Annotated in this window: 24 protein-coding genes and 2 pseudogenes; 19 read left to right on the forward strand and 7 right to left on the reverse strand. The window is 41.2% G+C overall.

Annotated elements, in window-relative coordinates:
* On the forward strand, window positions 1-1,485 hold the full coding sequence (locus KSMBR1_RS18320) for a shikimate dehydrogenase (protein WP_099326615.1): 1,485 nt from the start codon (window positions 1-3) through the stop codon (window positions 1,483-1,485).
* 98 nt (window positions 1,486-1,583) lie between these two features.
* Entirely contained in the window at window positions 1,584-2,147 is a 564-nt protein-coding gene (locus KSMBR1_RS18325) for a shikimate kinase (protein WP_099326616.1), read from the forward strand.
* 89 nt (window positions 2,148-2,236) lie between these two features.
* Here KSMBR1_RS18325 and KSMBR1_RS18330 read toward each other — a convergent pair whose 3' ends face one another.
* Window positions 2,237-2,539 (reverse strand): hypothetical protein, encoded by a 303-nt coding sequence (locus KSMBR1_RS18330; protein WP_099326617.1) that lies wholly within the window; start codon window positions 2,537-2,539, stop codon window positions 2,237-2,239.
* A 580-nt stretch (window positions 2,540-3,119) separates the two neighbouring features.
* Between KSMBR1_RS18330 and KSMBR1_RS18335 the strand changes: the two genes are divergently transcribed.
* On the forward strand, window positions 3,120-3,473 hold the full coding sequence (locus KSMBR1_RS18335) for a diacylglycerol kinase (protein ID WP_099326618.1): 354 nt from the start codon (window positions 3,120-3,122) through the stop codon (window positions 3,471-3,473).
* Window positions 3,474-3,604: 131 nt separating this feature from the next.
* Window positions 3,605-5,737 (forward strand): sulfatase-like hydrolase/transferase, encoded by a 2,133-nt coding sequence (locus tag KSMBR1_RS18340; RefSeq protein ID WP_099326619.1) that lies wholly within the window; start codon window positions 3,605-3,607, stop codon window positions 5,735-5,737.
* 132 nt (window positions 5,738-5,869) lie between these two features.
* On the opposite strand, the gene KSMBR1_RS18345 is transcribed toward KSMBR1_RS18340, so the two are convergent.
* Both KSMBR1_RS18345 and KSMBR1_RS18350 read right to left on the reverse strand, forming a co-directional pair.
* Window positions 5,870-6,418, reverse strand: a complete 549-nt coding sequence (locus KSMBR1_RS18345) for a hypothetical protein (RefSeq protein ID WP_099326620.1) — start codon at window positions 6,416-6,418, stop codon at window positions 5,870-5,872.
* Window positions 6,419-6,450: 32 nt separating this feature from the next.
* Window positions 6,451-7,191 (reverse strand): phosphoadenylyl-sulfate reductase, encoded by a 741-nt coding sequence (locus KSMBR1_RS18350; RefSeq protein WP_157820724.1) that lies wholly within the window; start codon window positions 7,189-7,191, stop codon window positions 6,451-6,453.
* 395 nt (window positions 7,192-7,586) lie between these two features.
* On the opposite strand from KSMBR1_RS18350, the gene acpS reads away from it, so the two are divergent.
* The 4 genes from acpS (at window position 7,587) to KSMBR1_RS18370 (ending at window position 12,059) form a co-directional block, all read left to right on the forward strand.
* A complete protein-coding gene (gene acpS, locus KSMBR1_RS18355) occupies window positions 7,587-7,985 on the forward strand; it encodes a holo-ACP synthase (RefSeq protein WP_099326622.1) in 399 nt (132 codons plus the stop codon).
* A 23-nt stretch (window positions 7,986-8,008) separates the two neighbouring features.
* Window positions 8,009-9,490 carry a B12-binding domain-containing radical SAM protein gene (locus KSMBR1_RS18360; protein ID WP_099326623.1) on the forward strand — a complete coding sequence of 494 codons (1,482 nt, stop codon included), beginning with the start codon at window positions 8,009-8,011 and terminating at the stop codon, window positions 9,488-9,490.
* 103 nt (window positions 9,491-9,593) lie between these two features.
* Window positions 9,594-10,805 carry a beta-ketoacyl-[acyl-carrier-protein] synthase family protein gene (locus KSMBR1_RS18365; protein ID WP_099326624.1) on the forward strand — a complete coding sequence of 404 codons (1,212 nt, stop codon included), beginning with the start codon at window positions 9,594-9,596 and terminating at the stop codon, window positions 10,803-10,805.
* A gap of 18 nt (window positions 10,806-10,823) precedes the next feature.
* Window positions 10,824-12,059: a beta-ketoacyl-[acyl-carrier-protein] synthase family protein gene (locus tag KSMBR1_RS18370; protein WP_099326625.1), complete on the forward strand. Its 1,236-nt coding sequence runs from the start codon at window positions 10,824-10,826 to the stop codon at window positions 12,057-12,059.
* Window positions 12,060-12,123: 64 nt separating this feature from the next.
* Here the strand turns inward: KSMBR1_RS18370 and KSMBR1_RS18375 are convergent, their stop codons facing one another.
* Both KSMBR1_RS18375 and KSMBR1_RS18380 read right to left on the reverse strand, forming a co-directional pair.
* Window positions 12,124-12,471 (reverse strand): GxxExxY protein, encoded by a 348-nt coding sequence (locus KSMBR1_RS18375; RefSeq protein ID WP_099326626.1) that lies wholly within the window; start codon window positions 12,469-12,471, stop codon window positions 12,124-12,126.
* A gap of 7 nt (window positions 12,472-12,478) precedes the next feature.
* Window positions 12,479-12,904, reverse strand: a pseudogene (locus KSMBR1_RS18380) (Reverse transcriptase); the annotation flags it as partial.
* Between the two features lie 98 nt (window positions 12,905-13,002).
* Here KSMBR1_RS18380 and KSMBR1_RS18385 point away from each other — a divergent pair.
* Complete coding sequence (locus KSMBR1_RS18385; protein WP_099323638.1) at window positions 13,003-14,106, forward strand: IS4-like element ISCku3 family transposase; 1,104 nt, start codon at window positions 13,003-13,005, stop codon at window positions 14,104-14,106.
* Window positions 14,107-14,281: 175 nt separating this feature from the next.
* On the opposite strand, the gene KSMBR1_RS18390 is transcribed toward KSMBR1_RS18385, so the two are convergent.
* On the reverse strand, window positions 14,282-15,085 hold the full coding sequence (locus tag KSMBR1_RS18390; protein WP_099326627.1) for a phosphoheptose isomerase family protein: 804 nt from the start codon (window positions 15,083-15,085) through the stop codon (window positions 14,282-14,284).
* 263 nt (window positions 15,086-15,348) lie between these two features.
* Entirely contained in the window at window positions 15,349-15,759 is a 411-nt protein-coding gene (locus KSMBR1_RS18395) for a hypothetical protein (protein ID WP_099323529.1), read from the reverse strand.
* A 105-nt stretch (window positions 15,760-15,864) separates the two neighbouring features.
* On the opposite strand from KSMBR1_RS18395, the gene KSMBR1_RS21305 reads away from it, so the two are divergent.
* The 10 genes and pseudogenes from KSMBR1_RS21305 to KSMBR1_RS18440 all read left to right on the forward strand — a co-directional run.
* Window positions 15,865-16,137 carry a hypothetical protein gene (locus KSMBR1_RS21305; RefSeq protein ID WP_131493604.1) on the forward strand — a complete coding sequence of 91 codons (273 nt, stop codon included), beginning with the start codon at window positions 15,865-15,867 and terminating at the stop codon, window positions 16,135-16,137.
* A 38-nt stretch (window positions 16,138-16,175) separates the two neighbouring features.
* Window positions 16,176-16,628 (forward strand): helix-turn-helix domain-containing protein, encoded by a 453-nt coding sequence (locus KSMBR1_RS23705; protein WP_164994994.1) that lies wholly within the window; start codon window positions 16,176-16,178, stop codon window positions 16,626-16,628.
* A 52-nt stretch (window positions 16,629-16,680) separates the two neighbouring features.
* Window positions 16,681-17,736, forward strand: coding sequence for a Mu transposase C-terminal domain-containing protein (locus KSMBR1_RS18405; RefSeq protein ID WP_230407994.1), 1,056 nt, complete (start codon window positions 16,681-16,683; stop codon window positions 17,734-17,736).
* 2 nt (window positions 17,737-17,738) lie between these two features.
* Window positions 17,739-18,530, forward strand: a complete 792-nt coding sequence (locus KSMBR1_RS18410; RefSeq protein ID WP_099323525.1) for an ExeA family protein — start codon at window positions 17,739-17,741, stop codon at window positions 18,528-18,530.
* A gap of 11 nt (window positions 18,531-18,541) precedes the next feature.
* Window positions 18,542-18,844, forward strand: coding sequence for a CHC2 zinc finger domain-containing protein (locus KSMBR1_RS23710; protein WP_099323524.1), 303 nt, complete (start codon window positions 18,542-18,544; stop codon window positions 18,842-18,844).
* A gap of 771 nt (window positions 18,845-19,615) precedes the next feature.
* The gene (locus KSMBR1_RS18420; protein ID WP_099325925.1) at window positions 19,616-20,116 is read left to right on the forward strand and encodes a COG3415 family protein; all 501 of its coding nucleotides are present in this window, start codon (window positions 19,616-19,618) and stop codon (window positions 20,114-20,116) included.
* A 17-nt stretch (window positions 20,117-20,133) separates the two neighbouring features.
* Window positions 20,134-21,852 carry a putative transposase gene (locus KSMBR1_RS18425; RefSeq protein ID WP_099326628.1) on the forward strand — a complete coding sequence of 573 codons (1,719 nt, stop codon included), beginning with the start codon at window positions 20,134-20,136 and terminating at the stop codon, window positions 21,850-21,852.
* Between the two features lie 646 nt (window positions 21,853-22,498).
* On the forward strand, window positions 22,499-22,753 hold the full coding sequence (locus KSMBR1_RS18430; protein ID WP_099326629.1) for a transposase: 255 nt from the start codon (window positions 22,499-22,501) through the stop codon (window positions 22,751-22,753).
* A 545-nt stretch (window positions 22,754-23,298) separates the two neighbouring features.
* Window positions 23,299-23,730, forward strand: a complete 432-nt coding sequence (locus tag KSMBR1_RS22140; protein ID WP_197705250.1) for an integrase core domain-containing protein — start codon at window positions 23,299-23,301, stop codon at window positions 23,728-23,730.
* A gap of 257 nt (window positions 23,731-23,987) precedes the next feature.
* Window positions 23,988-24,122: pseudogene (locus KSMBR1_RS18440) on the forward strand (IS200/IS605 family transposase); the annotation flags it as partial.
* Between the last annotated feature and the right edge of the window lie 11 nt (window positions 24,123-24,133).

Genomic DNA, 24,133 nt, shown 5'->3' on the forward strand with positions numbered 1-24,133 from the left:
ATGATCTGTGTACCAATAGTTGCAAATAATAATAACGATGCCATTCACGACATGGAATGTGCATCAAAAATTGCCGATGCTGTCGAGTTGCGTATTGATTACATTCATGATTTGAATTTACGGCAGATACTGGGAAAATGTACGAAGCCTGTTATCGTCACAAACCGTCCGGTTCGGGAAGGGGGAAAGTTCAGAGGAACTGAAGAAGAAAGACTACAATTGCTGAAACAGGCAATACAACTGCAAGCCGATTATGTAGATATAGAACATGACAGCATCCGGAACGTTAAAAAAAACGGAAATGCCCTGTTTGCCGCCAGCAAAACTAAAATAATTGTCTCTTATCATAATTTCAGGGAAACTCCTGAAAATCTTTCGGAAATATACAATACATTATTTCAGAGTGGTGCTGATATTGTAAAGATTGTTACTCATGCGAATTCGATAACCGATAATATTAAAATATACCAGCTTCTTCAGCAGTCAAAAATACCCATAATTTCATTTTGTATGGGCGAATACGGAATAATCAGTCGTATATTATATAAAATATTTGGCAGTTATTTGACTTTTGCATCACTTCAGAAAGGAAAAGAATCCGCCCCCGGCCAAATCAATATCGAAGAACTTTTAAATAGGTATAATATTAAAAACCAAAACAAGCATACCGCAGTGTATGGTTTAATTGGCAATCCTGTTTCTCACAGTATTAGTCCAGTGATTCATAATGCACTTTTTAAAGAAATAGGCATGAATTGTGTTTATGTTCCTTTTAAAGTGGATGAAATTGGCAGATTTATTTCTGAATTTAAAAAATTAAATATTTCAGGGTACAGCGTTACTATTCCTCATAAAGAATCGATAATAAATTATCTTGATGACGCGGATCCGATTGCCAAAAAAATTGGTGCGGTAAATACTGTGGTAAACAAAAATAACCGTTTGATAGGTTTTAATACTGATTTGGAAGCTGCCGTTACCGTGCTCGCAGAGGTTGCGAATGTATCTGGCCATACTGCAGCGGATGCTTGCTTTAAAAACAAGCATGTTACTATTATTGGAGCAGGGGGTGTTGCACGTGCGATTGCCTTTGGGTTAAAAATGTATGGCGCCGATATTACACTCGTTAGTAGAAATCACAATCGTATGCAATCACTTGCCGGCGAAGTTGGTTGTTCCTTTACCAATAAGAATGGTTTGCAAAATTTGGAAACGGACATATTCGTTAATGCAACACCGGTGGGTATGTATCCCTCAATAAATGAGACGCCCGTTGATAGAAAACTTTTGAAGCCGAATATGATTGTTTTTGACACTATTTATAATCCTCCCGAAACGAAATTAATAAAAGATGCAAAGGAAATAGGCTGTAAAACGGTGGGGGGGATGCCTATGTTTATTCGCCAGGCAGCAGCGCAGTTTAGATTGTGGACGGATACAGAACCACCTCTGAATATAATAGAAAATATTGCATACAATGCCTAGCAAATACGTTTTGATGTCGGGTTTTCTCATACTGAAGTAAGGGATATGGACGTTCGTTTAATGTTCATTGATAATAAACGTATTAATGAGGATCAGGATTGAACATTTTTTTAATTGGTTTTCGAGGCACCGGAAAAACTTCTGTAGGCAAAATACTCGCTCAACGATTAAATAGGAAATATATTGATGCGGATGAGTATTTGGAGCAAAAAGAAGGAAAAACCATAAAAGACATATTTGAAGAATGCGACGAAGGGAAATTCCGGGAAATAGAATCGGACGTAATTGCTGAGTTGTGTTTGCAAAATAACACGGTTATTGCTACCGGCGGGGGAGTGGTTATTAAAGAGGAAAATGTAAAGAGGATGAAAAAGTGCGGTGTTGCCATTCTTCTGGAAGCGGATGCTGATACTCTGTATAAACGAATAAAAGGAGACATTACCTCAACTACTAAAAGGCCTGGCCTGACAAATTATGGGGAATATCAGGAAATCCGGTATCTTTTGGGAAAAAGAAAACCATTATATGATAAGACGGCTGATTTTGTTGTAAACACCGGAAAGATGTCAATAGATGAAGCGGCAGGTAAAATAGCGTCTTTTATAGAAAATTATGTGATGGATTTTGATAAAGGGCAAGATCCTTCTCTGACAATGCAATAAATTGAAATTCATTGCAGGCACTGGTTCTCTAACACCTTTCCCGATGATTTGATATTAAAATGTACCGTATAAATTTTGTTTAATAGGAATTATGACCTGGTGCTGTTTATTTCCTTAACTAATTTTCTGATTAATTTTTCATAAGATTTAACAACGTTTTCTTTCGCATTTGTATCAATGCGTTTTAATGGGTTCTTTTCGATCAGTGCCAGGAGGGAATCGGTAGCATTTGAAATAGTAACGGCGGAAGTTTTATCAAATAATGGAGATTTTAATAGTTTCGATTCCGGCGACGTATCACTTGATATCCCATTTTTTTTCGTTGAAGACTTTTTGCCTGATGTAGATTTCTTGGGCTGCCTGCCTGATGCAGATGTGTTTTTTTTGTTCATATTTTCCTCTTTCCCGCCTCTGAAAATTTTTTATTTACTCATTTAACGCAAGGAATATCAATTTTTTTGTAGAGACGCATTGCATGCGTCTGGAAACTACTGCACGTAATGAAAATGTTGACACAACAGAGAGGCACATGCAATGCGTCTTTACATCAACATCAACAACAGTCATCATGCCGCTATAGCGGCATGATGACTGTTGTACAAAAGCAGCTTTTTGTAAAAAGAAAAACTCTGTACATATACATGTACAATGTATATGTATATAGATACTAACTACCAAAATCAACATATTTTTCATTTGGTTTTACTGAGGCATTACATACAATAAAAATATGCGCATTTTGTTATTTGAAGTTTTTAGCCCTTTTTTTAACAGAAAATAAAAATATGAAAATTCATCTATCTTTAATAAAAGTAGGCATTTCAGGAATATATCACACTCAATAATTCGCATCGCACGTAATTGACCGTAATTTTCATTTGTGTCTGTCTTTTGTATTCCTTCTGAAATGATGAAACATTGGGTGGGGATGCAATCATCTGTTTAATTTTTTTTAAATAAATAAGTAAAAATATGAAGCGTTTATGGAATGCCCTGATGTATTCTCTTTTTGGGTTAAAAGATACCTTCGTCATGGAACGTGCTTTTAGACAGGAGATAATTGCTACAAGTATATTGCTGCCTCTTGCGCTATACATAAAGGTTTCGCTCTGCTTAAAACTTCTGTTAATCGTTTGTAATATTACCGTGCTTATCGTCGAACTTTTGAACACTTCTTTGGAATTAATAGCCGATATTGTTTCTCCCGGATTTAATATTAAAGTAAAACATGCGAAAGACTGCGGGAGCGCCGCTGTTTTCCTGAGTCTGGTAAGTTGGTTTATTGTATGGATGGTTGCTTTTTCCCAATGGTTATGTGCTCTATAGCAGTAAACAGAAAGATATAAGCATGGAAACGTACATAAGAGGGAGAAATAACTATCAATACGTTTACGTTTTCGCCCACTTTATATACACACCGTTTATAGTAGTCCTTATTTAATTTAGTTGCTGTATCTATGAAAAGACATTATTTCAACAAAGCATTTGTTACGCCAATAATACTCATGTGGGTGTTTATGAGCGTGCCCAGGCTTTGGTATTTTTACCGGGGAGGGCTGCCGGCAGATACTACGATACTTACCGGCGGAGTCTATCCGTTTATTCTCGGCTTTATGCGAGACGGGGCTTTTGCCTGTTCTGTTCTTATCCCCGTACAGTTTTTATATCTGCTCAAAGTGGCAGATATAATGCCGGACAAGATAATAAAAATTTTCGGGATTTCATTAAAAGTATTTTTCTCCGTACTCCTTGCAATCATGATGGTCAACGTAGAGTTCTTCAGATATTTTGGCTTTCATTTCAATAGTACCCATTTTAGTTTCCTCAATTACACAGGCCATATTTCAAGCTCATTTTTTGAATTTTCTAATCCTTTATGCATGGCTTTTGAACTTCTTATTTTCCCTGGAATATTTCTTTTTTTTAGTTTGGTTATTTCAATAAAAAAATTTGAAAAGGTGTTTTTATCCCGTTACTCATTCTCAATCTCACTTTTTATTCTGCTTGCTGGAATAGTTGTTCAATATGTTCCGTTAAAAACGGCGCTCATTACCAATTTGACGGAAAACTATAACATCGCCTTTGTAAAACACCTGGTTTTTGGAGATGAAATAAAGAGCAGACATTCCAAGGATATTGAGAAAATATTGGATACACTTCCGCTTAACGATGACCGGATAAAGAATCAGCCATGGGTATATCCAGACCCCGATTATCCTCTATTAAAGGCAACCTTGCACCATTTATGTAAACTTGGGAAATTGCCGGAGGCAGTATGCAATGAAGACAAAGACGGCGACGGTTATGTCTTGAAAGATGATTGCAACGATTATGACCCTAATATTCATCCCGGAGCATATGATATTCCTAGAAATGGAATTGATGAAGATTGTTCCGGGTGTGACGCCGAACCGCCAAACATTATATTTGTTCATTGGGAAGGTGTGCGGGCAGTAAATGTAGATTGCATTGGTTATTCCGCGCCGTCCACCCCGAGGTTTTGCGACATTTGCACAGAGAATGGAGTACTCTTCACGAATGCTTATTGCAATGGCGTTCAGACAAGGTGGTCTCTCATTTCGGTATATTGTTCCATACTTCCCCGTCTTTCAACTGAATGGATATTCCAATATAACATTGATTTGAATTTGTTGTCTTTTCCTGAAATCCTGAGAAGAAGGGGATATGAAACGATTTATGTTCATGGAGGCAATATTGGGTTTTCAAACAAATTAAGCCGGTTTGCCGGATGGTTTGAAACCAGGTACGACCGTACAAATGCACCAATAAAAGATATGGAAATGTTTAACTGGGGGTTAAAAGACAGGGATTTATTTGAATTTGCGTACAGTGCTATGGAGAACCGTGAAGATCCAAGGCCTTTTTATATGACAATTGCGACACTTTCCATGCATCATCCTTTTAAATTGCCTGAAAAGGAATTTGAAATGAACGATCATAACGATGTGAAGAATCAATTATCAAATATTGCAATATATTCTGACGATGCACTGGGCGATTTCCTGGAAAAGGTATTATCAAGTGAAAAACTGGAAAATACCATCATTATTGTGACGAGCGACCACGGCATTAATTGGTTCTATCCCCACCCGGAAAGAGAACAAAACATATTATGGGAAGACCTCGTATGGATACCTATCGCTCTTATTGGGAAAAACTGGAATATTGATACCGGACAAAAAATCAGTGAAGTCAGACAATTGGCAGACATAGGGCCAACAATCCTTGACCGATTAGGCATAGAAATCCCAAATCCATTTATTGGACATTCTCTTCTGAGGCGTTTTAAGAATCGGGATGCGAGGGCATTTTTTGCGACGGCGAATGGTGGGGCATCAGCGGGAATCCGGTTTAAAAATCATAAATATTTTACTCACTTTGATTCAAAAAAAGAATATTTATATGATATTGAGAACGACAGGGAAGAAAAGTTTAATCTATGTGAGGATTCTCGTTACAAAGAACAGCTTGAATTGTACAACAGTATGGTATCAGATGTGTACTCGCAAAGTACGGAACTTATTAAAGATGACAGAATCTGGAATTGGGAGTATTGGATAGAATATTAAATAAAAAACGATACGTATGATAAATATAGTAGTTCTGATAGGTGCGCTACCGCTTGCAAACCAGAATCCCGCCCCCAGGGTATTCTGCCGGAGCAAAAGTTATGCGCATAATTCTGGTATTAATCGTGGATCCTATAATACTCCTTTAGGCGGGAAAAGTTTTTCAATCAAAGTTCTTATAAAGGCAAGTTCTTCCTTTTGTTTTTCAAGTGTTGATTCCATTATCGTTTGCTTCTTTTGCATCAACCATAACATTCTTAGAACAAATCCAAGAATTACAATGCTTATGGTAATAAAGAGGCCAAACATCCACTGGAGTATGTCAAACCTTTTGTCTACAGATGCGAATTTGGCGTTCATCTCAGAACGTAGGTCATCAAATCTCTTGTCGACAGCATCAAATCTTTTGTCGACAGATTCAAATCTCTTATCGACAGCATCAAATCTCTTATCGACAGCATCAAATTTTGTGTCAACAGATTCAAATCTTGTGTTCATTTCAGAACGCAGGCCTTCTAATTGTTTTTCTAAATTTTTTTGTCCGTATTCCAGTTGAGTAAGTCTTTCAATGATTTTCCTATCGGTAATCCTTGGAGCAACTTCAACCTCAGCAGCAATAACGTGCGCTGTCTTTAATAAAACTACTGATAAACATAAAAATATCGTCAATGTTCTATACATGACCGGATTCTATCATACCACAATGGATAAAGTCAAATGCCTGAACCATCGGAAAAGTTAATATTGCAATATTTTGGTACATTGTCAGATGATTCATTTAAGTGCCTCCAGCGACCTGCCCTTGGGTTTTCTCCAGGTCTTACGGGCGTCGTGCAGCACTCGCAACCAATGCTGGGATAATTCTTATTATGTAAAGGATGAATCGGTATGTCATTTTCAAGCAAGTAGGATTCTATTTGTTCATCCGACCAGTCAAAAAGCGGGTGGAGTGCATAACCCTCTATTCTCGGGTCCCGCAATAAAGGCTCTAATTTCGAGCGTTTTCCGCCTTCCGTTTGTCTCAGACCAACCATAGACAACATCAAACCATTGTTTTTCATGTAACTAAGATAGGGCGCCTCTTTTCTTAAACGACAACATTCTTTCTGTCCGTCAATATATTGATACAACTTCTTGCCGTACAGCTTTTCTTGTTGCTCTATAGTAAGATCAGGGTACAATGTGACCATGTTTAATTTGTATCGTGTAATGAATTCATCCCTGAGTTGTAATGTTTCTGCAAAATGGTATCCCGTATCGATAAATAAGATGTAATTTTCCAGGCCCAGGGAATAAAAATAGTGCATTAACACAGAAGCCGTCTTTTGCATACTGCTCAATAAAATTGCATCCATTCCGAAATTGTCAACTGCCCATTGTATTCTTTCCACGGCGGAAAAATTTCTAAGTTTTTGATTAACTGAGATAATATCCAGTTGCATTGTTTGTTCCATTCGTTTTGCATAACTCCCGGTATAATTACGTAAAAGTTGTTTTATCGTAAAATTAAAATTCCACAAAGATGCCTGTGGCAATCCTGTTATTATGGTTGAAAAATGAAAATTCCATCTCAGTTTATTAATCAATTAACAGTGAGTCAAGCAATAAGTAAGGTGTTTTGTAAAATCGTAAAGATTTTAACAAATTAAGGACTGCTTGCTCAAAAAGGTAAGATTGTAAATATGCAGCTATCGATATACAAGGGCTTATTGCCTGAACAGCAAAGATGATATTATGCATACAATAAATTGTCGTTGACTTTACATTTATTAGCCTGTACAATGCGAAAAATTATATTAGATACTTATTTTATAAGGAGTTACGATAGTTTTGGTTGGTTAGGATTTATATGTTTATAGGCATTGACATAGTTGAAATAAATCGTATAAAGAAGCTATGTATTTCCAACGAAAGATTTTTAAATAAAATTTATACGGTGAAAGAACTTGAGTATTGTTTACCGAAAAAGAACAGACATCAACATTTAGCGGCACGTTTTGCTACGAAAGAAGCTATGTTCAAAGCTTTAGGAACCGGATGGACTGGTAAAATAAAATGGACTGACGTCGAGTTGTTAAATGATGAAAAAGGGAAGCCATATCTGAATTTTTATGGAAATGTAAAAGAATTAGTTGAAGAGAAGAATATTAATACTGCCGAGGTCTCATTATCACATTGTAATGAATACGCTATTGCACAGGTGTTATTAGTGCCAGGAGCAGTATCTGCAGCATCATCAAAACTGTAAACGCTTATAAAAAGGGTAATTGCATGAAAAAGCTCGTACTTATCAACCCGCATCCAATGGGTAACGTTGGTGAGGAGAATGTGTCCGTATTAAACCAAATGCCGGTAAATCTTGGTTATTTGAAAGTGCTAACGCCCGGCAACTGGCAAGTCGATATCATTGATGAAACGCAGGAATATGCCATTGATGAAAATACAGGCGACATTACCTTTGGAGGCGCCGACCTGGTTGGGATTACCTCAGTAAGTTATCAGGCAGACCGTGCGTATAAAATAGCAACAGCCTGCAGAAAAAGAGGAATACCTGTAATTATGGGTGGCATTCATGCCACAAGCAATCCTGATGAGGCTGCAAAATATGTTGACAGTGTGGTGATCAGAGAGGGAATCACCCTTTGGTCAACCATTATTGATGATTTCGAAAAGGGTCGTCTCCGGAAAAGGTATGACGGCGGCCTTACCCCCATGGAAATCTACTGCAATTTAAGCCCTGATAGAAAGTTTTTGAAGGATAAATATAAATACCGGTATTCGGGGATTATTACCACCGCAGGGTGTCCGTTTGCCTGTGAATTTTGCTCCGTCCCACAATTTCAGGGTCAAAAATACAGGGAACGGCCTGTAGACGATATATTGAATGAATTTGAATCGATAAAGGGACAATACCGCGGTTTGATTCTAACGGATGAAAATTTTTACGGACATAGTAAGAAATCTAATGAACGGGTTCGCACTCTTTTTAAAGGTATGGTCGAGAGAGGTATCTATCAAAACTGGTTCGGCTTTACCTCCCTTAATATATATAAGGATGACGAAACGCTTGAGTATATGGCGAAGAGTGGATGCGTTGGCGTGCTGATTGGCATAGAATCCATTGAGGAAGAATCTCTCAAGTCCATGAACAAAAATGTGAATTTGAAAATATCCGTAGAAAATTATTATGAGGCAATCGCTAACATAAGAAAACATGGTCTTGCCGTGTGGGGAACTATGGTATTCGGAAATGACGCCGATACCTCTGGCACGTTTGAACGGGTAGCCGATTTTATCCTTGATTCGCATATCGATATTATGACTTGCGGCATACTCTGTCCGTTTATCAATACGCCGCTTTATCACCGCCTGAACAGAGAAAACAGGCTTTTTCGTACACATTTTCCTGAAGATTGGAAATATTACACGTCGCATCATTTGACGTATGTATTGAAAAAACTGACCCTCGATGAAATGATCGAGGGGTTCCAATACCTTTACGACAGGATTTTTGCCACAGAGGTGTTGCGGAAGAGATTCCACCGCGCTAAGGATGAGTTGAATAATAATATGAATGCCGCTATGTTTGCATTTCGCGTGAATCTTGACTGGCAAAATGTGTATCAGCATTTGATTCAAAATCTAAAAGATTTACAGACCTCTGGCGATTATGAGGCAGCCTTAAAATGCTACGTTGATACAGATAAGCAAGGCAAAGGGAAAAAATTAGCTTCAATTGAAGCAGCTCCTTAAAATGTAGTTCCTTTTTTTGCAGATTTAAAACAGGCATCGTTCAGGTCAACTTATTTACATATACTCGTGGATAGTTGACCTCTCTTATTTTTGAGAACTGAAAATGACAAAGGTCGTTATTACTGGATTAGGATTGGTCACTCCGGTTGGAACCGGTTTAAAAAAAAGCTGGGAATCTTTTGCACAAGGGCGTGATGGGGCTTGTGAAATGAAATCATTTGACACCTCCTTGTACAAGGTACACAGGTCGTGCGAGGTAAAGGATTTCTTCCTCGATGTCGAACTGGAAAACCAGATCAGCGAAAATACCCTTCACAAGTATGTTTATTATGCGGCAAGAGAGGCATTGCTGGAAAGCGGATTACATGGAGATAAGAAATCGGGTAGAGAACGGTTTGGTATTGCCATAGGAACGCTTGCTGCAGAGCTGACCCCTTTTGAGCGACTTTTAAGAAAAAACACTTCTTTAAAAAATAATGGATTCGACCACAAAGTAGCTGCGGTATACCCCCCCAATTCTATCACGAAGATGCTGGCAAATTATTTCAACTTTGAAGGGCAGTCAATGATATCCCTTAATGCCTGCTCTTCCGGGAATCATGCCATTGCCTGGGCGTATGACCGTCTGATTGACAATAAGCTTGATGTGGTAATGGTGGGAGGAGCCGATATGATTCCTCAAACGGAATTTACCCACTTTCATAATCTTAAGGCATTAACGCCTGATAAATGCCAGCCTTTTGACAAGAATCGTAAGGGGCTTATGATTGGAGAGGGCGCTGGTATATTGATTATGGAACGTTATGAATATGCAAAAAATCGCGGCGCTGCAATTATTGCCGAAATGGCGGGATATGGGCTGAGTTGCGACGGGTTTCACATGACTGCCCCGCATCCGGAAGGGGATGGGGCGGTAAAATCCATGAGTGATGCGCTTAAAATGGCGAGAATGAATCCGGAGGATATCGGATATATTAACGCTCACGGAACTGGTACGCCACATAATGATAGAACGGAGACTATTGCGATAAAAAGAGTTTTCGGTGAGCATGCTTACAAAATTCCGTGTAGTTCCACGAAGTCCATGATAGGACACCTCATGGGCGCCGCAAGCGCCGTGGAGTCTGTAATATGTTGTTTAGTATTGAGGCATGGTATAATTCCTCCAACAATCAATTACGAGACCCCTGACCCGGAATGCAATCTGGATGTAACGCCAAACAATGCCCGCGAGGCAAATGTATCCTGTATTGTTAATAATTCATTTGCCTTCGGGGGCAATAATGCAACTACTATTTTTAGAAAATTAGAGTAATTAACCAATAATAAGGGCATGAAAAAAAGGGTAGTGATAACAGGATTGGGGGCGGTATCGCCCCTTGGAAATACGAAAGAAGAATTCTGGAATGGACTTGTAGAAGGGAAATCAGGCATTGCCCCGATGACTTCACTTGATTTATCCTGTTATAAGTCCAAATTAGGCGGGGAAGTACGCGATCTCCTGCCGGAAATCCATTTGGGGAAAAAGGGGCTGCGTTATTTGAATAAAGGCACATACTTTCTCGGTTCTGCCGCTAAAATGGCACTTGATGATTCAAAATTACCTCAGGATGGTTCTCTGGAAGATACGATTGGCATTATTATCGGGTCATCTCTGGGAAATTTTTCTGAAACTACAGATTATTTTTATGAAATAATACGGAATAACCCGTCAGAATTGTCCCCTATGTGCAGTTACGATGTGGCATTAAACTCTTCTGTCAATTATGTGTCCGTTCTCTTTAAAGCAAAAGGGCCCGTTCGTACTATTTCTGCAGGATTTACGTCAAGCATCGATGCCATAGAAGATGCATACCGAATGATACGGAATGATAGGGCAAAAGTTATGATAACCGGTGGTGTTGAGCAGATTTCCATTGATTTGTATTTGATATTTTACCTCAGAAAATATCTTTCCGGTATCAATGGGGGGCAGGAAATTAGCGCTCCCTTCGATGCAAAACGAAACGGATTCATTATGGCAGAGGGTAGCTATGTAATCATCCTTGAAGAGCTTCAGCACGCATTGGAAAGGGGCGCCTCCATTTATGGTGAAATAAAAGGATTTGGGAATACCTATGTGGGTGCAAAAAATTATTCTCTCCTTGAAAGAGTAAGCAGTGTTGAAAAAGCCATGCAGGAAGCATTACAGCGAGCGGGGATAAAGAAGGAAGATTTAGATTGCATGAGCGTAAATGCGAATGGATGCAAAATACAGGACCCCATAGAGGCAAACGCCATACAATTTCTGTATGGTGAGGACGTAAAACATATCCCTATATCTGCAATAAAATCAAACGTGGGAGAGTCTTACGGTACGGCAGGCGCCGCACAACTAGTTTCAACGGCTATGTCTATTAATAACGGCGTTATACCCCACATCATCAATCACCAGGGAAAAGAGCCGGAAAATAACCTCAACCTCGTCCTCGGTAAACCACTTCGCAAACAAACCAACCATGCAATGATTAACAACATGGATTTTGAAGGTAATAATTCTTGTCTGGTCGTGAGCCGCTTCACTCAATAAAACACTGGAGAATGGCGATTATTATTAAATAGGGACACATCCCATTTAACCTACTATACAACTATTAAGTAATTGGGATGTGTTCCCATTTTCCCCCAGTTATCTTGAGGTAATTCAATATCTGGCCGCGTTCAATATCGGTGATTTTCTTGATGGTTTTGGTATCCACAACTATCTGATCGAAAACAATAAGGTCGGGAATGTATTTCCCCATCTTCACCGATTTATAGATCACATCAAAACGCGGTTGCTGGTTAACGGGAATCCCCCGTGGTCCTAACTCTACGACCAAAGCATTCTCGTATGGCTTTTCCAACAAACCATGTCCAAACGTATTCAGCACTTCCATAGCATCGCCAACTACCTGAAATACTTCCTCCTTCAGTATCAGACTACACATTGCGTCAGTCATTGGCGTCCTATGCTGGAAGAATTTTACGTTCGTGAGCTATTTCAAAACCATCAGGGACCGGCTTGAACAGTTTATCTGGCGAACGGTGACTGCTTTGGAAAGTGCGCAGTGTCTGAATGTCGATTGCGCCGGTTACGAAATAATCCTCTACTCCACCTTTTACTCGTACAATGTCGCGCATCCAGCTGTCCTTATGCGGAGCGCGGATTCGGCTATCGCCGTATTGGCGATCATTACACTGGATGATGTAGGAATGAATATCCAAAGCGGCAGACTCCACCAGAGCGTTGAAAGATTCCGTGTCCTGATTCCATTCAAGCACAAACAGGGCGTCCACTTTTCCGCGCAAGGCACTGCGGTAAGCGATATTTGTCAGCTCGCTACAGACAAGTAGCGCAAATTGAAAGTCGCCATGGTTGATGAGCGGTGGTGATGCCCCATAAGCGCTAACTTGTTTTATTGACAAATTTTATTCATCATGGTATTTTTATGTTAATTATCCCGCTAATCACTCTATAGGAGGATAAAGCCATGATGAGAGAAGATTGGGATCTTCTAAGAACTTTCTTCCCAAACGATTGGAAAAGTTTAGCCGTTGATACAAATGCTTTAAAAGGCTTGCGCAAGGATAAATCTGAAGAAAAGCTTCTTCGAACATTATTAATTCATTTAGGATGTGGCTATTCATTGCGTGAAACAGTAGTTCGAGCCAAGCGTGCTAACTTAGCAGATTTATCCGATGTTGCCTTATTAAAGCGATTAAAAAAGAGCAAAGAATGGCTATATAAATTATGTTTATCTTTATTCCGTGAGCGTGGCCTCCAAATTAATAAACGGAATAATTTTCATCTTCGCTTATTTGATGCAACAACAGTAAAGGAACCTGGGAAAACAGGAAGTCTTTGGCGCATTCATTATAGTATTGAGGTTCCTTCATTATCTTGCGATTTCTTTAAACTTACGGGAACTGAAGGAGAAGGCACAGGAGAATCTTTTCGGCAGTTTCCGATGAAAAAAGATGATTATATTATAGCTGACAGAGGTTACTGTACTGGCCAAGGAATTCATCATGCAACAAGGAAAGGCGCTTATCTTAGCGTTAGAGTTAATTCGCAATCTCTACGGATATTCGGCGAAGAAAAGAAACCCTTTCCTTTATTGAAAGAAATCCAATATTTAAAAAGACCCCTTGCTATAAAATCATGGAACGTTTTTATTCCAAACGTTGATAATACTGAATATGTCAAAGGTCGTCTTTGTATAATACACAAAACAGAAGAAGCCATTAAAATAGCTCATAAAAAACTTAAAAGACATGCAAGCAAAAAGGGCATTGAACTAAAACCGGAGACCCTTATTTATGCCAAGTACGTAATAGTATTCACAACGTTTCCTGAAAATCAATTTACCGCTTTTGATATCTTAGAATGGTATCGAGTTCGATGGCAAATTGAACTGGTCTTTAAAAGATTTAAACAAATAGCACAATTTGGACACTTACCTAAATACGATGATGATAGCTCAAAAGCTTGGCTTTATGGCAAACTATTCGTTGCTCTTTTGACAGAAAAACTAATAGATTTTGCTACGTCTTTTTCCCCCTGGGGATACTTCATTGTCAAGCAAGAAGACTAAAAGCAAATGGCGTGAATTTGCTTTTATGCTTAATCAAGTAAAACGGGCTATAGAACCAGCGTTATCATTACAGGAAGTTCTTAAGTGCTGGAATGACATTGCTTGTTCTTTAGCAGAAAATACAAGAATCCGAAAAACACAGATATCAAAATACTTCGAGCGCACCTAAAACAAGTTAGCGCTTATGGGGTGATGCCCACGGCTTTAGTTGAGGTCGAAGGGTTTTGCCGCTGACGCGATGCAATTCCTGTTCTTCGTGCAAAGCCGGATGCTGTTTGTCCTGCCGGTAAATCATGGTTGTTGGAAAACCGAACGCATCGTGTAACAGCGCCGCCCAAACCTGATTATGCACAGTGTTTTTCGGTGCATGCAGATATTCGATGCCACAAATAAGCGAAATCCTCTTGCCTTGCAGTTTGCGCACTATGGCGAGGAACCAGTGTATTGGTATGGAAAGTTCCGACAGAATGAGATAATCGAGGCGTTTTCGACATTGGATGACACTGTTCAGCAAATGATTGAGGCGATCTAAACGCGGAACGTCAGGATCGGGATGGCGACTGGCAGAGGCGATCCAGCTTTTTATATCCGTCTTCCAACTGGTTATCGCGATGAGTATGGGGTTTTGAGACCGTTCGCCATAAGGTATTTCTATCGGATACCCCGGCTTGGAGTTTTTGAAGATTGGCAAGTTGCCTTCTGGCCTAAATCCACGCAGCGCCAGCAGGCAGTCTGCTATTTCGGTGGAGCCTTCTTTTGAAAAGGGATCGGCATGTAGGATGTAGATGTCATGAATGCCTAAGGGCCTGGTCGGAAACAAGAGACCAGACGAGGTTTTCTCCGTGCTGGGCACTTTTGCCAGCCGCATGACAATGTGATATCCTTTAAGAATCGTATTCCCTAGCAAAGCTGAAACACCTGAACTATCAAAATTGCCGAGTTCTTTTCGGGCTATCGGGGAACGCGTCAGGCCGGACAATGCGGGTTGCTACGTCTTAGAATAAATGCTCCAAAAATGCCCAATTAGTCTCAGAATATTTGAGTCTAATACCCAGCAAATGATTTGAAAAATCTTACCCAGCTACCCCGCCTTTTTTTTATCCTGCGTAAGTATTTCACTTGATTTTTTGTTCACGTTAAGAAAAATACATCGTTTACCCCGTTAGAAAGAAGTTCCGTCCGTAAGGCGGAGTAAAGCCTCATTAAATAGTTTGGAAGAGGTTAAAACCACTTCCAAACTTCCTAACGGCGGTTTACTTCCCAGTTCCCCGTTTTCACGAGGACAAGTTTTGTAAGATTTTTCCGGAACATAAAAAACTCAGGGCAGGAGGACCGAACGTTGGGAAACTTCATCCTCCTGCCCATTTCCCCCCTATACAAAGGAGGCAGTGCGTGAATATTATAGAAAAAATCCACAAGCATGAAAAGCTTATTGCGACAAAACAGAAGCCATGCTTTTGTCCAAAGTGCAAGAGTACCCATGTCAATTTCACCCTTCATGAATGCAGATATCGGTTGTTTCACGTTATTATCGACTCCCTTGTTCATACGATAGAATCTTTCCTGGGACGTTGGAAATGTTCCTTGTGCAAGAAGACGTTTACTTCCTATCCTGAGTATGCGCTCCCTTACAAGCGGTACGTAAAGGATCACTGTCTCTCCTTCAGTCAGGCTTATGTCAAAGATGATACAGAAACCTACCGGAGTGTCTCCTCTGCCATCGGATATACTACCCGAACACAGGAAATAGACAACCGCATGCTTGCCTGGTCAACCGTTTGGAGGTGGCTGCGTTTCTTTGGCTCACTGAAATACACACTCCGCAACGCCTTTGACCTCATCAGGCAGGCCGACCCCAACTCTCCGGTTTTTCGCCAAATGTTTCCCATTTACCACGGAAAGTATAAAAGCAAACAACGAAAAACCTCCCTCGATCAATCGATTCAATTGTTCAGCGCCGAGCCGGAATATCACCGAATTTTTGGGCATTCATTTTTCCCCGAACTGGCAACAAAAAGCGGCTGGTCTTGAGTTACAATCACCTCCACACTTAAAAAAGGAGGTGAATTATGAAATCGAAAGACGAAAAATGGGCTTTATTCTGGTGCAATCTTCTGCATCCTGTCATCTTCGGTGAGATTGAGAAGGAGCAGACCAACCTTTTTCTGAAAAAACTCTGCCTTCAGGAGGTCGTATTCCCCAACGGAAAGCGGAAAAGACCCACTATCTCTACCCTCAGGAGAAAACTCAACCGCTACCGCAAAGATGGATTTCAATCTCTTGCAAGAAAGGCGAGGAGCGACCGTGGCGCATCCAGAAGGTTTTCTCCTGAAATTATCGACAAAGCCGTTGAACTCAAAAAAGAACAACCACGCCGCAGCGACGATTGCCTCAACCGCTTTCTTGAGAAATACTATGGGAAAACGATCCCCAAATCCACCCTCTACCGCCATCTCAGACTCGCAGGGGCGACCCGGCTCAAACTCGGCGTCTCACAGCAAAAGGTGCGTATACGCTCTTAGCCGTGAGCATACCCACGACCTCTGGATTGGCGACTTCCAGGAAGGCCCTTTCGTGCTCGTTGACGGCGAGGCGCTTCCCACAAACCTCTGTCTCTTTATCGACTGCTACAGCCGTTATGTGGTCGAAGGACGGTATTATCTCAAACAAACCCTCGATATCCTTATCGATTCTCTCATCAGGGCCTGGACTATCCACGGCTCGCCCAAAGAACTCTACCTCGACAATGCCAAGGTCTACCACTCTGACGCCCTGCGCTCTGCCTGTTACAACCTCGGCATTAAACTCATCCACAGACCACCACGCGACCCTGCTCCCGGCGGACTGGTCGAACGTTTCTTCGGCACCAGCCAGACACAGTTCGAGTCGGAAGTCCGCTCCGGCGACATTATCACCCTTGATGCCATTAACCAGGCCTTCTCCGCTTACCTTGCCGTTGTCTATCACGCAAGAATCCACTCCGAAACCAATCAATCTCCAAAACAACGCTACGACGAGGGGCTTACCGTCATCCGACACGTCGATATGGACGCCGCTCTTGCCTTCTTCATGAAACGCATCCCCAGAACCGTTGACAGAACCTTTGCCGATGTCCGCATTGATAACCGCTTTTACCGTGTTGACCCCAAACTCAGAGGCGATAAAGTAGAAGTCCGTTACGACCCATACGGCGATCTCAAAAAGGTCTTGATCTATTCCGCAAACGGTGAATACCTCGGCTCGGGAAATCTCTACCTGCGCGACCAGGGCGCTGAAACTCCAGCCGCCTCACCTTCAAAACCAAAACATAATTACCTCGACCTTATCACTCAGAAACACAAATCCATTCTCCAGGCTCAGGCCAAAGGCATTGATTACCACCAAATCATCTCCGAACGACCCTGGCCATTCATGGCATTCGTCCAGAAACTCGCACTCCTCATGGGACACAAAGGCTCTCTCTCCGCCTTCAGCTCTCATGAACTCGAATCGCTTAAAAAATGCTACAACCGTATCCCCGCTCTCAACGAATCATTGCTCACGGAGGCATTCCAAAATGCCTCCGTGAAAACCTTACCCTATATCATTCGTGAATTACAAATCGCTTACTCGAAAAAGGAGGTCTCTTAACCATGTTTACTTCTCATTTTTCCATGACTACTCAGCCGTTCTCTGAAAGAATCAACACCAGCCTTATCATGAAAGACGAACGCTTTACCCAGGGGCTTGCACGACTCCAATACCTCTTACACTCAGGCTCTATCGCCGTCCTCTACGGACAGACGGGAGTCGGAAAATCCACACTCCTCAAACTCTTCCTCTCACAAATCCCCCAAAACCTGTTTCTCCCCATCTACCTCCATTTTACCCACCTAAAATCATCCAGCCTTCTCTCCTTAATCGTCTCCCAGCTCGGTGAAATACCAAAACACACCAAAGACCGGCTCTTCCTCCAAATTATGGATAAATCCTTGCGCTCAAATCTCACTCCCATTATCGTTATCGACGAGGCTCATCTCCTGAAAACCGACGCCATCACAGACCTCAGACTCCTTGTCAGCTCTCCGCTTGATTCTTCCACTCATCTCAAAATCATCCTCTCGGGACAGGAACACCTCAAATATATCCTCAAAAGAGACATCCATGCCGACTTCGCACAACGCATCTCGGTACATTACCACATTCATCCCCTTACTAAAACTCAAACCGCTGCATACATAGACTTCCATCTGAAATCTTCCGGCGCATCCGATAAAATCTTTGACTCAGACGTCAAAGACCTGATCCATGAGTTCTCCGCCGGCATCCCAAGGCAAATCAACGCCATTTCCACCGCCTGCCTGATTAACGCTTCCATCAGACAATCACAGAAAATTACCCAGGATATCTTCCATCAGGCTCTTGCTGAAATTCAATCTTTTTAAGGAGGTCTACCATGGCCCGTCTCTTTTCCCCTCAACTCTTGCGCTCATTACGAAACGATATCCCCATCGATCGACTCATCGCTGATGTCCTCTCCATACCTCATAAATACTCCGAAGGCTATTTCCGCTTCCTCTGCCCTCTCTGTTCTGAATTTAATTCCGCCACCAACCCAAATACGAACCTCGCCAGGTGTTTCCGTTGTAAAAAAAACTTTAATACCATCGACATCGTCATGGTAGATTCCAACTCCTCTTTCCCAGATGCTGTCTATCTGCTAAAATCCGTTTTACCTCAATATATTAATTCCACTTAATCTGAGAATTCCAGGTTCATTTATTGTGGGGCTTAGCAATTACCCCTTTTCCCTTCGTGATGTATGTTCAAACGCATTAACCAGAGATGGTTTTACTTAATCTGTTTATCCATCTCCAACAAAGGACATTGTCAGTGCTTCGCTGAGAAATGGCAGTTGGCACGGAATAACACGCCACACTCATACACCCCAAAAGGTCGTCTGTACCTCGTAACTCCGTCATACCCCTCACGGGTATATGCTATCTTTCTACGCATACGGATTGCTCCATTGTGTGCGCATAGGCACAAACTTCTCTACGAGGATTAGGCTCGCAGAGGTGGTATTTTCAACCACTCAGGTATTCCATACTTCAAGGCACACACAACTCTATGTCTTCTAACCGCACATTCCCTGAAAGCACTATGATCCGAAACCGTTTCTCTATTTTCCGTTTCCTTTCACTATCTTAACCAGTAAATTCAGGCATTTCAACCTACTTTAACTCTCTCAGATTAAAAAATTACGCTTGTTTTAGGATTAGATCCATCCCATGAGGAGAATTATCAAATTCCCCTCATGAGAGGGATTGGGATGAGTAAAAATGAATGCCGTTGGGTTTTTGCCTTTTAAAAACTCAGCCTAATTTCAGAACCCAGGAAGTGCCTTTTTAGTCAAAAAGTATGTAAGCTATTGAATTGTGTAGAGATAGGTGTATATAGAGAGAAGGCATTGCCATACGTGGGTGGAAAATGATATGATCCCTTTTTTTCGGAGAAAGGGCGGGTACTCATGCCACAGTTAGTATTACCCCTATTTTCCCCTGACTGCAAACTGATAAATAATCAGGTAGGTTTTGAGAAAATAGGTAGCAAGATATATTATTTTCACGGAAGACTTCCTGTGTTTAGTCATGAGGAAGACGACCTGGAATCATTTCGGTTCATCACCAGTCAATTAGTAGTCGGCGGTAATGTCAAGCAACAACAAATAGTGAAGGCCTTCGGTGTTTCGGCAATAAGTGTTAAGCGTAGTGTAAAGCGGCTAAGAGAACATGGGCCTAAGGGATTTTTCCGTCAGTCAGCGCGAACAAGGTCAGCCCATGTGCTTACGCCAGAGGTAAAAGCGAAGGTGCAAAAGTGCCTGGAAAGAGGGCAGAGTGTTTCAGAAACAGGTAAGAAGTTCAATATCAAATCAAGTACGATTCACAAGGCAATCCAAAGCGGTCAGTTAGAGAAAAAAAAACGGCAGAAAGCGCTCCGGAGCAAAGAAACAAAAGTGAGCGTGCCGTAACCGATAGTCGTGCTGGTATGGGTCTTGGATGTACACGGGAACAAGAACGTGTAGAAGCCGCATTAGGTGGGCTTAATGAGGCAGTTCCGGCATTTGTTCCCGATCAGGACGTCAAATCGGCAGGGGTATTGTTTGCACTGCCGGCATTATTATTAAATGGTTTGCTAAAGTATGCAAACAACTATCTCTCATTTCCCAAAGGGTACTATGGATTACAATCGTTTCTGCTGCTACTGTCGTTTGCAGCCCTCTTAAGGATCAAATCACTGGAGGCAATTCGCTATTGTGAAGCTGGGGAATTGGGCAAGGCAATCGGGTTAGACCGTATACCTGAAATACGAACACTGCGCAAAAAAGTGAAATATATAACAAACCATGGCGAACCTGAGCAGTGGAGCAAAGAGTTATCAAAATACTGGATGGAAGAGGATCCGGAATTGGCCGGGATCCTTTACGTGGACGGCCATGTACGGGTATATAGCGGAAGCAAGACACCGTTACCGAAGCGGTATGTATCGAGGCAAAAGCTATGTTTAAGGGGTTTAACCGACTATTGGGTAAATGATGCAGTAGGTAAGCCATTTTTCGTGGTAAGCAAAGCGGTAAATTCCGGCTTGCTTTCGGTAATGAGAGAACAGATCATACCCCGGTTGCTCCGAGACATACCAAAGCAGCCTACCGGGGAAGAATTAAAAGCCAATCGTCATCTCTATCGCTTTGGTGTAGTATTTGACCGTGAGGGTTACAGTCCTGAGTTTTTCAAAGAAATGTGGGAGAAACGCATAGCGTGTTATACCTACAAAAAGTATGTAAATGATGTTTGGCCGGAATCAGAATTTATAGAGAAAGAGGTGGTTCTTAACAATGGCGAAGTGGTAAAGATGAAATTGGCGGAACGAGGAGTGTATTTCCGGAAGCAAGACCTTTGGGTGCGCGAGATACGCAAATTGACCGATACAGGTCATCAGACATCGATAATAACCACTGATTTTATGAATAACGCTGAGGTACTGGCAGCAAGAATGTTCTCCAGATGGTCTCAGGAGAACTTTCTTAAATATATGATGGAACATTATGGTATAGACAGACTTATCGAGTACGAACAGGAGGCAATAAGTGAGACGACAAAGGTGGTGAATCCCCGTTACAGGGAATTGGAAAGTCAGATAAAAACCAAAAGTACACTGTTAAACAGGCAGCGGGTAAAATATGGGGCATTGGTATTAAAAGCAGAAGGAGAAGAACCCGATATCCGGAAGTATGTACAGGAGAAAGCAACAATAAGAGAATCGATAGATACGCTGGAGAAAGAGATTGAACAACTCAAGGCGACAAAAAAGAATACGGAGAAACATATAGAGTTTTCAAAACTCCCGGAAGATAAGAAATTTCAGGATTTAAAGAAGAGCGGAAAGCAATTCGTAGACACAATCAAAATGATTGCTTATCGGGCAGAGACGGCAATGGCAAATACATTGCAGGAATATATTTCTAAAAAAGATGAAGCAAGATCACTGGTACGTCAAATTTTTATGACAGATGCAGATATAATGCCGGATGAAAAGAATGGCGTCTTAAGGATAACGATTCATAACATGACAAACCCAAGGAACAACAGATATGTTCAGCAATTATGCGATGTACTTAATAGTTCCGAAACATTATTCCCAGGCACAAATCTGCGCCTTGTATATAATTTGGTATCAAATCAAATTCCACCAGATCAGGAGTTCTGAATTTAAGTCTTGCGATCCTTTGCTTTGCGGCTTTCAGCGCCTTAAATAATGACGAGTTAGTTGGTACTATTTCTGTAGCCAATTCGTGAAATACAGGTATTTATACTCAATCAGACTGGAATCACTGGTTTCTGACATGCGCATTCATTGCCTTCTATGCCCTATCGATTAGGATCAACTTGGATTATACTCAATCAAACTGAAGCCAGTGGTTTCAGTCTGATTGAGTATAGTAATTGTTACTTTGGGGATATGGTCCGCAATACACCCGTTTTAAGGTATTGACAGAATAAAAAAATTATTTATTCTACTACGGTCGTAAGCATTTATCCTTTAGCTGAAAGTGGTTTCTTTATTGCATTTTGAGGTTTATGGACTATCTATCTACGCATTAACTCATTTCTAAGAAAAAGAGACCGAATAGAACTTAAAAAGGCGTATAAAAAATAGCATCAAAGACTCATGCCGACCGAATCAGGACGATACTTCTTATTGATTCAGGATTGAGTTATGAAGAAGTGGCAAGATTAACAAACAATCAGGAATTAAGAAGAATTATACAAAAACAAAAATTATTTCAAAGGAAGAGAAAATGGAAGAAGCAAATGGGAAAAAAAGGTATCTACCGGAAAAACGAATGTAAATAATGAAGCAGCATTTATTCGAAAAGAAAGCACTCTCTGAAGTATGTGACGCTAATGGTATTCATCCAATCATGTACTATCGTTGGCTGAAGGGATTGCTGTCAAATGCCGTATACGCTTTTAGAAAATGGAAAGTCAAAGAGTGCCGGGAATGGAAGAATAAAGCGTTGGAGCTAGAGAAGAAACTTGCTCGCAAAAACGAGGTATTGTCCGAACTGATGGAGGAACACGTTGCGCTAAAAAAAGTCTTGAGGTAAACTAAAAGGCATTTGGGTAGCCCATGATACAAGAGATATGTTGGTTGATTTTGTTAATCAGTGGTCGGTAAAGGTGGAAACACCGGTTCGCCAAATGATCAGACGGGTCGGTTATCGCTGTCTAAGTTCAATGAATGGAGGACTCGTTACAGCAAAGTAAATGAGCACAACGCCTGGATACCACGTGATACGTGGCATGAAGAATAGGAAAAGAAAGTGATACTTGCTTATTATGAAACATATCCTCTTTAAGGATATCGGAGATTGGCCTTTATGATGCGGGATGCAGACATTAGCAGTAAGCCCATTAAGCGTGTACCGGGTGTTGGTGAATGCCGGTGTAATGCGGGAATGGTATAGGAAGCCCTCCAAAAAAGGAACGGGGTTTATGCCGCTTTAAGACGCAATGAACACTGGCACATAGATGTGTAGTACTTGAATATTCGTGGTACGTTTTATTATCTCTGTGCTGTTTTAGACGGTTATAGCAGACAAATAGTACATTGGGAAATCTCGTGCTAAGCCTGTCGAAGTATCGGGAGACGATGAAGGAAACGGAGGTGGAAATCATCCTGGAACGGGCTAAAGAGAAGTATCCGGATGTCAAACCAAGGATCATTTCTGACAATGGTCCACAGTTCATAGCAAAGGATTTCAAGGACTATATCCGGATAGGCGGGACGGCGCATGTTAAAACAGCACCTTTCTATCCTCAAAGTAACGGGAAAATAGAAAGGTGGCACAAAACAATTAAGCAGGAAAGTATTCACCCCTATTGCCCTGTAAACCTGCAAGATGCCCGGCGAATCGTGGATGAATTTGTTGTGCATTACAACACGAAACGATTACATAGCGCAATAGGTTATATCGCCCCGCAGGACAAATTGCTCGGACGTAAAAAAGAAATCTTTTTGGAACGAGACCGAAAATTAAGTGAAGCGCGGCAACGGCGGGCGGCTAAACGAAAGATCGCTTGACAGAAAGGAGGTGAAGGAATAGAATCGTGCCGTTCGGTAAAACAGAGGCGGGCTCTGCTGGGGAGCAACCCGCCGAGGGACGACGGATCGTCATTCCTAGAGAGGAGGCAAATCGCTCCTCTCTCACTCACAACCAAAGAATGACGAACCAGAGTTCCTCTTATGCCTAAAATAAACCATGGGGGTCTGGGGTAAAGCTCCAGTTTAGTAGCTTATTTTGAATTCGAAAATTCCAATTCACGGTGAACCAACACAATAGTTTTTGGGCACGTAGATACTATGTGAGTACTGTTGGTTTGGATGAAGCAAAGATAAGGAAATATATTCAAGATCAAGACCTCAACGAATCCATAGAGGGTAAGTATGATACTGATTTAAGTAAACCCTTTTAGGGAAACTAGTG

The organism is Candidatus Kuenenia stuttgartiensis (genome assembly GCF_900232105.1).
GTDB classification, from domain to species: domain Bacteria; phylum Planctomycetota; class Brocadiia; order Brocadiales; family Brocadiaceae; genus Kuenenia; species Kuenenia stuttgartiensis_A.